Annotated in this window: 10 protein-coding genes; 3 read left to right on the top strand and 7 right to left on the bottom strand. The window is 60.9% G+C overall.

From position 1 onward, the window contains the following. Positions 1 to 4 precede the first annotated feature (4 nt). From ftsA to lpxC, 3 genes are all read left to right on the top strand, one after another. A complete protein-coding gene (ftsA, locus tag AC3WRD_RS21755; RefSeq protein ID WP_007956755.1) occupies positions 5 to 1264 on the top strand; it encodes a cell division protein FtsA in 1260 nt (419 codons plus the stop codon). Between the two features lie 67 nt (positions 1265 to 1331). After that, the gene (gene ftsZ, locus AC3WRD_RS21750) at positions 1332 to 2528 is read left to right on the top strand and encodes a cell division protein FtsZ (protein ID WP_025109282.1); all 1197 of its coding nucleotides are present in this window, start codon (positions 1332 to 1334) and stop codon (positions 2526 to 2528) included. A gap of 112 nt (positions 2529 to 2640) precedes the next feature. Beyond that, positions 2641 to 3552 (top strand): UDP-3-O-acyl-N-acetylglucosamine deacetylase, encoded by a 912-nt coding sequence (gene lpxC / locus AC3WRD_RS21745; protein ID WP_007916984.1) that lies wholly within the window; start codon positions 2641 to 2643, stop codon positions 3550 to 3552. Positions 3553 to 3613: 61 nt separating this feature from the next. Here the strand turns inward: lpxC and AC3WRD_RS21740 are convergent, their stop codons facing one another. The 7 genes from AC3WRD_RS21740 to AC3WRD_RS21710 all read right to left on the bottom strand — a co-directional run bounded on the left by AC3WRD_RS21740 (position 3614) and on the right by AC3WRD_RS21710 (position 13387). Beyond that, entirely contained in the window at positions 3614 to 5122 is a 1509-nt protein-coding gene (locus AC3WRD_RS21740; protein ID WP_102621248.1) for a sensor domain-containing diguanylate cyclase, read from the bottom strand. A 112-nt stretch (positions 5123 to 5234) separates the two neighbouring features. Beyond that, positions 5235 to 6551 carry an OprD family porin gene (locus AC3WRD_RS21735; protein ID WP_102621249.1) on the bottom strand — a complete coding sequence of 439 codons (1317 nt, stop codon included), beginning with the start codon at positions 6549 to 6551 and terminating at the stop codon, positions 5235 to 5237. A 194-nt stretch (positions 6552 to 6745) separates the two neighbouring features. Next, positions 6746 to 6967, bottom strand: a complete 222-nt coding sequence (locus AC3WRD_RS21730; protein ID WP_102621250.1) for a hypothetical protein — start codon at positions 6965 to 6967, stop codon at positions 6746 to 6748. A 121-nt stretch (positions 6968 to 7088) separates the two neighbouring features. After that, entirely contained in the window at positions 7089 to 8453 is a 1365-nt protein-coding gene (locus tag AC3WRD_RS21725; RefSeq protein WP_102621251.1) for a heavy metal sensor histidine kinase, read from the bottom strand. Beyond that, entirely contained in the window at positions 8443 to 9120 is a 678-nt protein-coding gene (locus AC3WRD_RS21720; protein ID WP_053123617.1) for a heavy metal response regulator transcription factor, read from the bottom strand. The genes AC3WRD_RS21725 and AC3WRD_RS21720 overlap by 11 nt, the downstream gene beginning before the upstream one ends. A gap of 8 nt (positions 9121 to 9128) precedes the next feature. Beyond that, positions 9129 to 12230, bottom strand: coding sequence for a multidrug efflux RND transporter permease subunit (locus AC3WRD_RS21715; RefSeq protein ID WP_102621252.1), 3102 nt, complete (start codon positions 12228 to 12230; stop codon positions 9129 to 9131). Beyond that, the gene (locus tag AC3WRD_RS21710) at positions 12227 to 13387 is read right to left on the bottom strand and encodes an efflux RND transporter periplasmic adaptor subunit (RefSeq protein WP_096822821.1); all 1161 of its coding nucleotides are present in this window, start codon (positions 13385 to 13387) and stop codon (positions 12227 to 12229) included. Before AC3WRD_RS21710 ends, AC3WRD_RS21715 begins: the two co-directional genes overlap by 4 nt. Positions 13388 to 13876 lie beyond the last annotated feature (489 nt).

Below are 13876 nucleotides of genomic sequence, written 5' to 3'. Positions count from 1 at the left end.
ACCCATGGCAAACGTGCAAAGCGGCAAAATGATCGTCGGTCTCGATATCGGCACCTCCAAGGTGGTGGCGCTGGTCGGCGAGGTTGCGGACGACGGCTCGCTGGAAATCGTCGGGATCGGCACTCATCCGTCCCGCGGCCTGAAGAAAGGCGTGGTGGTGAACATCGAGTCCACCGTGCAATCGATCCAGCGCGCGATCGAAGAAGCCCAACTGATGGCGGGCTGCCGCATTCACTCGGCGTTCGTCGGCGTGGCGGGCAATCACATCCGCAGCCTGAACTCCCACGGCATCGTGGCGATTCGTGATCGCGAAGTCAGCTCGGCTGACCTGGAGCGCGTACTCGACGCCGCCCAGGCTGTGGCGATCCCGGCTGACCAGCGGGTGCTGCACACCTTGCCGCAGGACTACGTGATCGATAACCAGGAAGGCGTGCGCGAGCCGCTGGGCATGTCCGGCGTGCGTCTCGAAGCCAAGGTCCACGTGGTCACCTGCGCCGTCAACGCTGCACAGAACATTGAAAAATGCGTGCGCCGCTGCGGTCTGGAAATCGACGACATCATTCTCGAGCAACTGGCCTCGGCCTACTCGGTACTGACCGACGACGAAAAAGAGCTGGGCGTGTGCCTGGTCGACATCGGCGGCGGCACCACCGACATCGCGATCTTCACCGAAGGCGCCATCCGCCACACGGCCGTGATCCCGATTGCCGGGGACCAGGTGACCAACGACATCGCCATGGCGTTGCGCACCCCGACCCAGTACGCCGAAGAGATCAAGATCCGTTACGCCTGCGCCCTGGCCAAACTGGCCGGTGCCGGCGAAACCATCAAGGTGCCGAGCGTCGGCGACCGTCCGCCGCGCGAACTGTCCCGTCAGGCCCTGGCCGAAGTGGTCGAGCCGCGTTACGACGAGCTGTTCACCCTGATCCAGGCCGAGCTGCGTCGCAGCGGCTACGAAGACCTGATCCCGGCCGGCATCGTGCTGACCGGCGGTACGTCGAAAATGGAAGGCGCCACCGAACTGGCCGAGGAAATCTTCCACATGCCGGTCCGCCTGGGCGTGCCCCATGGCGTGAAAGGTCTGGATGACGTGGTACGCAACCCGATTTATTCCACTGGCGTTGGCTTGTTGATGTACGGCCTGCAAAAGCAGTCCGACGGGATCTCGTTCTCGGGCATCGGCAGCCGCGACAGCTACAGCAACGATGAGCCTCAGGCGCCGTTGCTGGACCGTTTGAAGAAGTGGGTTCAAGGCAACTTCTAAAGCTTTACCGCAGCACCGCAACAAAATGCAGTAGGCGAAAAAACTAGAGAATGTAAGGAGAGGGAAAATGTTCGAACTCGTAGACAACATCCCCGCAAGCCCGGTAATCAAAGTTATCGGTGTTGGCGGTGGCGGCGGCAACGCTGTCAACCACATGGTCAAGAGCAACATCGAAGGCGTCGAGTTCATCTGCGCCAACACCGATGCTCAAGCGCTGAAAAACATCGGCGCGCGCACCATTCTGCAACTGGGCACCGGTGTGACCAAAGGCCTGGGCGCCGGCGCCAACCCGGAAGTCGGCCGTCAGGCTGCGCTGGAAGATCGCGAGCGCATCGCTGAAGTGCTGGCCGGCACCAACATGGTGTTCATCACCACTGGCATGGGCGGTGGTACCGGTACCGGTGCTGCGCCGATCATCGCCGAAGTGGCCAAGGAAATGGGCATCCTGACCGTTGCTGTCGTAACGCGTCCGTTCCCGTTCGAAGGCCGCAAGCGTATGCAGATCGCCGACGAAGGCATCCGCATGCTCTCCGAAAGCGTCGACTCGTTGATCACCATTCCTAACGAGAAGCTGCTGACCATCCTCGGTAAAGACGCAAGCCTGCTGTCGGCTTTCGCCAAGGCTGACGATGTACTGGCCGGTGCCGTTCGCGGTATCTCCGACATCATCAAGCGTCCGGGCATGATCAACGTCGACTTCGCCGACGTGCGTACCGTGATGAGCGAAATGGGCATGGCGATGATGGGCACTGGCTGCGCCAGCGGTCCGAACCGTGCACGTGAGGCGACCGAAGCGGCCATCCGCAACCCGCTGCTGGAAGACGTGAACCTGCAAGGCGCACGCGGCATCCTGGTGAACATCACTGCCGGTCCTGACCTGTCCCTGGGTGAGTACTCCGACGTGGGTTCGATCATCGAAGCCTTCGCCTCCGAGCACGCGATGGTCAAGGTCGGTACCGTTATCGATCCGGACATGCGCGACGAGCTGCACGTAACCGTGGTTGCCACCGGTCTGGGCGCGAAAATCGAGAAACCTGTGAAGGTCATCGACAACACCGTTCACACCTCCATGGCTGCCGCTCAGGTGCAACAACCGGCTCCCGCCCGTCAGGAAGCGCCAGCGGTGAACTACCGTGATCTGGACCGTCCGACCGTCATGCGCAACCAGGCTCAGGCCGGTGCTGCGACTGCCGCGAAGATGAATCCGCAAGATGACCTGGACTACCTGGACATCCCGGCTTTCCTGCGTCGTCAGGCTGATTGATGGAATGTATCAGGGCTATGAAGGTGATTGGTGTTCAGCAAAGGCATGGTCTGCTATCATCGCCAGCCTTTGTTGATACCAGTTCGCAATTTGCGCTGAAGCGGCCCAAGCCATGATTAAACAACGCACACTGAAAAATATTATCCGTGCCACAGGTGTAGGCCTGCACTCCGGGGAGAAGGTCTACCTGACCCTCAAGCCTGCGCCTGTCGACACTGGCATTGTGTTTTGTCGCGCTGACCTCGACCCTGTGGTGCAGATTCCTGCCCGCGCGGAAAACGTCGGTGAAACCACTATGTCGACGACGCTGATTAACGGCGACGTCAAAGTGGACACGGTAGAGCACTTGCTCTCGGCCATGGCTGGCCTGGGCATCGATAACGCCTACGTCGAGCTCTCCGCGTCCGAAGTCCCGATCATGGACGGTAGCGCAGGACCTTTCGTATTCCTGATTCAATCGGCAGGCCTGGAAGAACAGGACGCCGCCAAGAAATTCATCCGCATCCTGCGTGAAGTGACAGTGGAAGACGGCGACAAGCGCGCCACTTTCGTCCCTTTCGAAGGGTTCAAGGTGAGCTTCGAGATCGATTTCGATCACCCGGTTTTCCGGGACCGCACCCAAAGTGCAAGCGTGGATTTTTCCAGCACTTCGTTCGTAAAAGAAGTCAGCCGCGCCCGTACTTTCGGTTTCATGAGTGACATCGAGTACCTGCGCAAGCACAACCTCGCACTCGGCGGCAGCGTTGAAAACGCGATCGTGGTCGATGCCGATGGCGTACTGAACGAAGACGGCCTTCGCTATGAAGACGAATTCGTGAAGCACAAGATCCTCGATGCAATTGGCGACCTGTACCTGCTGGGCAATAGCCTGATTGGTGAGTTCAAGGGCTTCAAGTCCGGCCACGCACTGAACAACCAGCTGCTGCGCAAGTTGATTGAGCAGACAGATGCCTGGGAAGTCGTGACGTTCGAAGACGCCAGCACCGCACCAATCTCTTACATGCGCCCGGTTGCGGCGGTGTAAGTAAAAAACCTCTCTAGTTTTTTGAAGGCCACCTTTGGGTGGCCTTTTTTTATGCCTGTTTTCAGGACGCCACCACCACTCGATTCCGGCCACCTTCCTTGGCCTGATACAGCGCTTTGTCCGCTGCAAACATCAACTGCTCCAGACTGATTTCGCTCGCCGCTGTCCAGGTGCTGATACCGATGCTCACGGTCATCGGCACTTCATCCCCCTCCAGGCGCGGTAACTGTTCCACCGCCGCCCGCACATGCTCGGCAATCTGTTGCGCGCCGACGCTGTCGGTTTCGGCCAGGATCACCGAGAACTCTTCACCGCCATAACGTGCCACCAGATCCGCCGGGCGCCGCACATTGGCGCTAATCACTTTGGCCAGTTCACGCAGTGCCTGATCCCCGGCCTGATGGCCATGCCGGTCGTTGAATGCCTTGAAGTGATCGGCATCGACCATCAGCACCGACAGTGCCTTGCCCGAGCGCTGGGCACGAAACCATTCGTGTCGCAGCGCCTGATCGAGCATCCGCCGGTTGGCGACGCCGGTCAGGGCATCGGTGGCCGCCAGTTGCGCCAGTTCTCGTTCGGCCCGTTGCCGCAGGCGCAGCTCCCGGGCCAGCAGCCAGGTCAGCCATAACAGGCCGAGGCAAAGCACACCGGTGGCACCGCTGATCAGAATCGCCGTGCGCTTCCACGCCCCGAACACTTCATCGCTCGACAGCGCAACGATGACTGTCAGCGGCAGGTTGCCGACCTGAGAGTAGGTGTAAAGCCGTTGCTGGTGATCCATGCTCGAAATGCTGCTGAAACTGCCATTGCCGCTGCGGTCGCGCAGAATCCGCACCACATTGGGACGGGCGGCAAAACTCTTGCCGATCGAATCGCTTTGCAGATAGGGCTTCTGGGCCAGCAGGATACCGTCGTTGTTGATGATGTTCAGCGTGCTGTCGACGCCGATGTCGAGGCTGTTGAACAACTGGTCGAAGTAATCGAGCTTCATCGAAGCGACCGCCACACCCAGGAATTCACCGGTGTCCGAAGAGATGCGCCGGCTGAAGCTGACACGCCACTGGTTGGCGTCGTCGCAGTCGCAACGTGGCTTGAACGGGCGGCTGATGTACATGCCGGTGTCGCGGTTGAAGGCGTGGGCGAGAAAGTAATCGCGGTCGGCGAAATTGCCCGGCAGCGGTTCGACCCGCGAGGAGTCGGCGATGACCTCGCCATGTTTGTCGAGCAGCAGGATGTCGCCCTTGAAGCGCGCCGTCGTCGAGCGGTCGAACAGCGCCAGGTGACGAATCTGCGGTGACACGCTTTTCAGGTCATCGCGCTGGGCCGCTGCGATCAGCCCTTGCAGGGTCAGGTCGTACAGCTCAACGGTGCGCAACACATCGGCATCGATGAGTTGGGCGATGGTGGTGGCACTGCGCGTTGCCGATTCCTGAGCGTTGGCGTGCTCACGAATCAGCAGAAAAGTGACGATGCACACAATCGCGATGACGCTCAGCAGACTGCCGAGGATCAACAGCAACTCGGGGCGTCCGGTCTTGCCCGCAACGGGTGGGGTACGGCTCGCGATCATGGTTGGGTTATCGGTTGAAGAGTCTTCTAAGCGTAGTTGTACAAACGTCGCTGCCGCACACGCAAGAAAAAGGCCAGCGCATAAGGCTGGCCTTCTTACTGTAGCGCCGATCTTAGAAGACGTTGATCGGGTAGTCGATGATCACGCGGTATTCATCTGTGTCCGTATCCAGCGCGCCGTAACCGTTGCCGCCACGGTTGGTGGCCCATTGCAGACGTACCGCCAGGTCTTTGGCCTGGCCGCTCTGCACCACGTACTTGAGGTCGATGTCACGTTCCCAGTGCTTGGCGTTGCGACCTTCGGCGCTGTACCACGTGGCGTAGCCTTTGCTGTCCGGGTCGACCTTGGTCAGGTCCAGCGTGCCGCGCGAGTAGGACACGGCCGAAGTCAGACCCGGCATGCCGAGACCAGCGAAGTCGTAGGCGTACTTGAGTTTCCACGAGCGCTCGTTCGGGCCGTTGAAGTCCGAGTACTGCTGGGAGTTGTCGAGGTAGATGCTGTCGCCCTGGCTGATGTAGTCGAACGGCGTGTTGCCGTTGACCCGCTGGTACGCGGCGGTGACGCTGTGGCTGCCGATGCCGACGGTGAAATGCAGGCTGTAGGTGTTGTTGTCGATGTTGCCCAGCAACGCGTCGCCGGTGTCCTGCGTGTGATAGAAGTGCAGGCCCGGGTTGAGGGTCACCAGATCATTCAGCGCCCAGGTGTAGTCGAGGTCGTAGTAGTACTGGTTCCAGATGTCCTTCAGCTCGGAAGCATAAAGGCTGCTGGTCAGGCCTTCGACGCCGCTCCAGGCCACGCCGGCCCAGTTCAGGTGCTGGCTGTCATCGTGCTCGGCGAGCGTGCCGTAAGAGGTGCCGATGCGTTTGTGACCGCTCTGGTTGTACGGTTTGGTGAAACTGGCCTGGCCACCTTCGATCATCCAGCCGTCGAAGCTGTGGTTGGTCAGGCTGACGCCACGGAAGGTCTGCGGCAGCATGCGGCTTTCACCGCCGGCGATCACCGGGTTGGTGAGGAACAGGTCACCGGCCTTCAGTTCGGTATCGAACGCACGCATTTTCAGCGTGCCACCCGCGGTGGAGAACGAGCCCGGCGCTTTGCCGTTGCCGTCGCTGACCGGCAGGATGCTGGAGTTGTCCGTACCGCCACCACCGTCGAGTTTCAGACCGAGCATGGCGTGGGCATCAATGCCGAAACCGACCGTGCCTTTGGTGTAGCCCGACTGGAATTTGCCGAGGAAACCCTGGCCCCACTCGATGTTGTCGTCCGTCTGCTGCAGGCGGTTACGGTTCATGTAGTAGTTGCGGGCATTGAGGTTGAGGCTCGAGCCTTCGACGAAGCCTTCTTTCTCGGGTTCGGCGGCGTGGGCGGCGGGGGCAATCGTTGCGGCAATTGCAATGAACAGCGGGGTGAAGCGAACTGGGTAACGCACGTGCGGTAAAGCTCCTTGGGTCAACTGACACTTCAATGTCTTGAGGTGCGGGATGTTTCTAATTGTAAGAGACGAACCAGGCCGCTTGCACACCACAACGAAAAAAGGCCGCTGAAAGTCAGCGGCCTGGAAGGACGACGGTTGAACGGGAAGAGCCAAACAACCGCGTCGAGGGAAACTGCGCTGTGTGCGACTCAGCTGTCTTTCTCGGCTGCCTGAACCTTGGAAGTTGCGGCCTGAGGGGCTTGCGTGGCGTCTTGGGCCTTGGCCATCACTTCTGCCTGATACTGCTCGAATGCCTGGGCGCGAGCGGCGTTTTGCGCTACGAACGACTGCGATTCTTCAGCCATCGCCATCGGCGACAGGATCAATGAGGACAAAACGAAAGCGCTGGCAATACCCATACTGTTGGACATCTTGAAAACCTTCTTGCTTGGCAAGTGCTGTTTGGTGCGGGCAAAGATAAGGTTGCCGGGCGTTGGGAAACAGCGTGATTTTCATAAATGACTGTTGCGGGAATGGCAACGATCCAGGTCCTCAGACCGGGAGGTGAATGCCAAAAGTGTTCATTCCGCGATCACTACGCACAAACACATCCCCACCATGCATCAACGCAATTGCCTTGACGATCGCCAGCCCCAGGCCGTGGTTGTTGCCGCTGTTGCTGCGCGACGCATCGACCCGGTAGAAGCGTTCGAACAAGCGCGGCAAATGTTCGCTGGCAATCGGTGAGCCGGGGTTGGCGACGCCGATGCTGACATGATGTTCCTCGACCTCGATCTGCACTTCGATCACCTGACCGGGCGCGGTGTGTTGCACCGCGTTGCTCAGCAGATTGATCAACGCCCGGCGCAAATGAGCGATCTCGATCTGCACCTGCGCGTCGCCGCTCACTCGTACTTCGACCTGTGCATCTTCGAGGATGAAATCGAGGTATTCGAGGGTGGTCGCCACTTCATCGGCGAGTGACGTCGAGGTCAGTTTGGTGGCCTTGCTGCCCTGGTCGGCACTGGCCAGAAACAGCATGTCGTTGATGATCGAGCGCAGGCGTTCCAGCTCTTCGAGGTTGGATTGCAGCACTTCGAAATAATGTTCGGCAGAACGCCCGCGAGTGAGGGCAACCTGAGTCTGGCCGATCAGGTTGGTCAACGGCGAGCGCAGTTCATGGGCGACGTCGGCATTGAACGATTCCAGCCGCGAGTAGGCTTGTTCAACCCGCTCCAGTGTCGAGTTGAACGAGTCGACAAACTGTTCGAGCTCCGGTGGCAGCGGCGACAGACGCAAGCGCCCGGCCCGCAGCGGCGGCGCCAGACGCTGCGCCTCGTGGGACAGCTTGATCAGTGGCTTGAGGCCGATCCGCGCTACCCAATAACCCAATGCCGACGCCATCAGCACGCCGACAATCGCCAGGCCGATCAAGGCAATCAAAAGATTGTGCTGGGTCTGGTGAAAGGTCTCGGTATCGATGCCGATCATGAAGCGCAGTGGCGGGCGTTGATCCTTGGCCGGCAACTCGGTCAGCAGCACTTTCAGCGGGTAATCATGGTTGGGCAGTTGCAGGTCGCGCATGCCCAGGGGGCCTTGGGCAAAGGCGCGGATCATGGCGTCCGGCTGGCCATATTCATAACCCGGGTCACCGCTCACCACCCAGAAGCGGATGCGTTTGTCTTCTTCGCCGAGCAAGTTCAGTTTGGCGTTGATCTTCACCCAATGTTCGGGAGTGCCGAATCGGTTGAGTGCCGACTCCAACACGCTATAACGCGCGTCCAGCTCGGCTTCCGGCAGCAACCCCAAGCCCTTGTCCACCTGCTGATACAGCGCGCCGCCGATCAACAGAAACACCAGCAGCGCCACCAGCGTGAACATTCCGCTCAGGCGCAGCGCAATCGAATTACTGGACACCACGGCTCTCCAGCACATACCCCATGCCACGGATGGTGTGCAGCAGTTTCTCGTCGAACGGCCCGTCGAGCTTGGCCCGCAGACGCTTGATCGCGACTTCGACGACGTTGGCGTCGCTGTCGAAATTGATGTCCCAGACCATTTCCGCAATCGCGGTTTTCGACAGGATCTCACCCTGGCGCCGGGCCAAAACGCTGAGCAGCGAAAACTCCTTGGCGGTCAGGTCCAGTCGCGTGCCGGCGCGGGTAGCCTTGCGGCTGATCAAATCTATCCACAGGTCGGCGATGCTCACTTGTACCGGTTCATGGCCGCCACTGCGACGGGTCAGCGCTTGCAGACGCGCCACCAGTTCGAGGAAGGAAAACGGTTTGCCGAGGTAATCGTCGGCACCGTCGCGCAAGCCCCTGATCCGGTCTTCGACCCGTTCGCGGGCGGTGAGCATGATCACCGGCGTCTGCTTGCGCGCACGCAACGCGCGCAGTACGCCGAAGCCGTCGAGGCCCGGCAGCATCACGTCGAGGACGATCACCGCGTAGTCGCTTTCCAGCGCCAGGTGCAGGCCCTCGATGCCGTCGCGAGCCAGATCCACGGTGTAACCCTGTTCCGTCAGGCCGCGGTGCAGATAGTCCGCGGTTTTCTCTTCGTCTTCGATAATCAGAACGCGCATGACCCGCCTCAGTCTGTCGTTGCCAGCGCCGCGACGGGCGATGGTTTGGGCTTGTGGAACAGCCGCTCAAGCCACAAGTATATGACCGGTGTGGTGAACAGCGTCAGCATCTGGCTGACCAGCAAGCCGCCCACGACCGCGATCCCCAGCGGCTGGCGCAGTTCGGCGCCGGTGCCGTAGCCGAGCATCAGCGGCAGCGCGCCGAGCAGGGCGGCGAGGGTGGTCATGATGATCGGCCGGAATCGCGTGATACACGCCTCGAAAATCGCATCCTGCGGCGACAGCCCGCGATGGCGTTGCGCTTCAAGAGCGAAGTCGATCATCAGGATGCCGTTCTTCTTGACGATACCGATCAGCAGCACCAGCCCGATCAGCGCCATGATCGAAAAGTCCTGGCCGCAGATCCACAGCATGATCACCGCGCCAAGGCCCGCTGCCGGCAAGGTCGAGATGATCGTCAGCGGGTGGACGAAGCTTTCATAAAGCACACCAAGGATGATGTACACCGCCACCAGCGCCGCCAGAATCAGCCACGGCTGGCTGGCCAGCGAACTCTGGAACGCCTGGGCCGCGCCCTGGAAGTTGCCGCTGATCGCGGTCGGCATGCCGATCTCGGCCTTGGCCTGATTGAGCAGGATCACCGCGTCACCCAATGCCACTCCGGGTGCCAGGTTGAACGACAGGTTGGCGGCCGGGAACATGCCGTCGTGGGCAATCGACAGTGGGCCGATGGTCGGTGCATCGAATCGGGCCAGCGCCGACAGCGGCACCATTTCCCCGCTCAGCGGTGAGCGCAAGTAGAAGTAGTTGAGGCTTTCGGCCTTGCCGCGCTGTTTGGTGTCCAGTTCCAGAATCACGTTGTACTGGTTGACCTGGGTCTGGAACTCGTTGATCTGCCGTTGCCCGAACGCGTCGTACAGCGCCTCGTCGACATCACTCGCCGTCAGGCCGAAACGCGCGGCGGCGCTGCGGTCGATGCTGATGTGGGTGATGCTGCCGCCCAGTTGCAGGTCGTTGGAAATGTCACGGAACGCCGGGTTGCTGCGCAGCTTTTCGGTGAGTTTCTGAGTCCAGGTGGCGAGGGTCGGCCCGTCGTTGCTCTTGAGCACATATTGATACTGCGCACGGCTCGGGCCGGAGCTGAGGTTGATGTCCTGGCCGGCGCGCAGGTAAAGCACGATGCCGGGGACTTTCATCAGTTGCGGACGGATGCGGTCGATGAACTGGCTGGCCGAAACGTCGCGATCACCGCGTTTTTTCAGAGCAATCCAGAAGCGGCCGTTGGCGATGGTCTGGTTGCTGCCGGACACACCCACCGAATGGGAAAACGCCTGGACGGCCGGGTCGGCGGCGACGATTTCGGCCATCGCCAGGTGTTTTTTCACCATGTCGCTGTAGGAAATGTCCGCGGCGGCTTCCGTCGTACCGAGGACGAAGCCGGTGTCCTGCACCGGGAAGAACCCTTTGGGGATAAAGATGTAACCACCGATGGCCATCGCTACAGAAACACCGAACACCGCGATCATCAGTTTCTGGTGGGCGAGGGCGCGGCGCAGGCCTGTTTCGTACCAGCCGAGCAGGCGCTCGCTGAACCCCGGTTTGTCATGGGCGTGATGCACCGGTTTGCGCATGAACAGCGCGGCGAGGGTTGGCGCCAACGTCAGCGACACCACCACGGAAATCATGATGGTCGAGGTCGCCGTCAGGGCAAATTCCTTGAACAGGCGCCCGACCACGCCGCCCATGAACAGCAGCGGAATGAACGCGGCCACCAGCGAGAAACTGATCGAGACCACGGTGAATCCGATCTCCCCGGCGCCCTTGACCGCCGCTTCGCGCATGCTGTCGCCGGCCTCCAGATGACGGTGAATGTTCTCCACCACCACGATCGCATCGTCGACCACAAACCCGACCGCCACCACAATCGCAACCAGCGTCAGGTTGTTCAGGCTGAAACCGAGTAAATACATCAGGGCGAAACTGGCGGTCAGCGACACACCGAGCACCGCCGAGACAATCATCGTCGCGGACAACTGGCGCAGGAACAGCGCCATCACCGCCACCACCAGCAGGATCGCGATCAGCAGGGTGATTTCCACTTCATGCAGGGAGGCACGAATGGTCTGGGTGCGGTCGATCAGCACTTTGACCTGCACCGAGGCCGGCAGCATGGCTTCGAGGCCGGGCAGGGCGGCTTGAATGCGGTCCACCGTCTCGACGATGTTGGCCCCCGGCTGGCGGGAGATCACCAGGTTCACCCCCGGTTGATCGCCGGCCCACGCTTGCACGTAGGCATCTTCCGAACCGTTGACGACTTTGGCGACATCTTTCAGGTGAACCGGGGCGCCATCCTTGTAGGAAACGATGAGCTGGCTGTATTCCTCAGGGTGGAACAACTGGTCGTTGGTCGACAGCGTGGAAATGCTCGACTCGCCGTACAGCGCACCTTTGGCGAGGTTGAGGCTGGTCTGCTGGATCGCCAGACGAATGTCGGCGAGGGTCAGGCCGATGGCGGCCAGTTTGTCCGCCGAGGCTTGTACACGAATCGCCGGACGTTGCTGACCGGTAATGTTGATCTGGCCTACACCGTCGATCTGACTGATCTGACGCGACAGCAGGGTTTCCACCAGGTCACTGAGTTCGGTACCGGGCATCTGGGTCGAGCTGACGCTGAGGATCAACACCGGGCTGTCGGCCGGGTTGACCTTCTTCCAGGTCGGCAGGGTCGGCATGTCTTTCGGCAGTTTGCCGGCGGCGGTGTTGATCGCGGCCTGCACTTCCTGGGCGGCGGTGTCGATGCTCTTGTCGAGGGTGAATTGCAGGGTCAGCAGGCTGGAGCCCAGCGCACTGCTGGAGGTCATCTGGGTCATGCCGGGGATGGCGCTGAATTGCACCTCCAGCGGCGTGGCCACGGACGACGCCATGGTGTCCGGACTGGCGCCGGGCAGTTGCGCGGAGACCTGGATCGTCGGAAATTCCGCTTCCGGCAACGGGGCAATCGGCAGGCGCGGGAAGGCAATCACCCCGACCAGCACCAGCGCGATGGTCAGCAGAATCGTCGCCACCGGGTGATCGATGCACCAGGTCGAAACGCCTTTGTGCTGCTTCATGGCTTGGGCTCCGCTTGCACCACCTGCGGCGGCTCGCTCATGACCTGCACGGTCGAACCGGGTTTGAGCCGTGACTGGCCGTCACTGACCAATACGTCGCCGGGTTTCACGCCCTTGATGATGTCCTGACCGCTGCCCTGGTAAACCATCTGCACCTGCACGGCTTCCACCTTGTCGCCGTTGACCCGGTATACAAAGTGTTGATCCAGTCCCCGTTGTACGACAGTGGGCGGGACCACCAGCGCATCTTTATCCAGTGCTGTCTGAATTTTTACCGTCACCAGCAGGCCGGGCCAGAGCTTCTGATTGGGGTTGTCGAATTCGGCCTTGGCGCGAATGGTGCCGGTGTTGGCGTTGATCTGGTTGTCGATCAGGGTCAGGTGACCTTCGCCGAGCAGGTTGCCGGTTTCGCCATCGGTGTCGGCGCCGATGTAGGCCTTGACCTGGGCGCGCTGCGGATCGCTGATCAAACCTTGCAGGGTCGGCAGCATTTGCTGCGGCAGGGAAAACTCTACGGCGATCGGGTCGATCTGGGTCACGGTGAACAGACCCTGAGTATCGGTCATGCGCAGGAAGTTGCCTTCGTCGACCGTGCGAATCCCGACGCGGCCGGTGACCGGGGAGCGAATCTGGGTGTAGGAAAGTTGTACCTGAGCCGCGTCAATCGAGGCCTGATTGCCTTGGGCGGTGGCTTTGAGCTGGTTGACCAGTGCCTGCTGCTGGTCGTAGGTCTGCTTCGATACACCGTCGTCGACGCTGAGCAGTTTGTAGCGCTTGAGGTTGACCAGCGCCACTTGCAGTTGCGCCTGGCTTTCGCCCAGTTGCGCCCGGGCCTGGTCGAGGCTGGCGCGGATCGAGCGGTCGTCGATGGTGGCGAGCAGGTCGCCCTGTTTGACCAGTTGACCCTCTTTGACCAGAAGTTTGGTGAGGATGCCGTCGATCTGCGGTCGCACCACGACGCTGTGCAGCGAGAGGACCGAGCCGATGCCGCTGGTGTAGCGGGGGACATCTTTTTCGCTGACGGCGACGACCCTGACCGGGATGGCGGTGGGGGCGGCGAGTTTGGCCGGTGCGGGTTTTATCGCGTACCACAGGCCAGCGGCTGCGAGGGCGATCAGCAGGGTGGCGAGCAGGGCCTTTTTCTTCTGGATTTGCATGCTTGTGGGGCGCCAGGGGGACGGGGTTTGGGCAGGTTGGTTCTTTATAAACTTGTTTGGGGGTCAGGAGGGTGACGGCTAGCTGTCGCGGCTGTCAGTTTCGGCTTTGACTTGGCGGCCTTTGGGCCGGCCAGGTTTTGGGTGTTCTTTGTGAATATCCGTTTCTGCGGGTGCTGCCGCTGGCGGTTTCGCCCTTACGGCGGGTCACTTTGGCAAACGCCCCAAAGTAACCAAAGGTCTGGGCCCCGGCGTTCGGCGCCTCGCTGTGGCTCGGCGTTCCTTCGTTCCGGGATTCATCCGGGGGCATCGCCTCCGGTTTGCTTCGCTGCACCTCCTCTCGATGTGTTTGGCTTCGCCAAACGGCGCTACGCGCCTACCCCCGGATGAATCCCTCCACTCAGCCTGCCGAAGGGGCCGGCACGTCAAAAGCGGTACTTGAGCTAACGCTCATCGTGTTGAGTGGTGAGGAGCAGGGTGGTGGTGGTGGTG

It is taken from the genome of Pseudomonas sp. FW215-R2, assembly GCF_058789255.1.
This window is presented reverse-complemented; position numbering and strand designations above follow the sequence as displayed.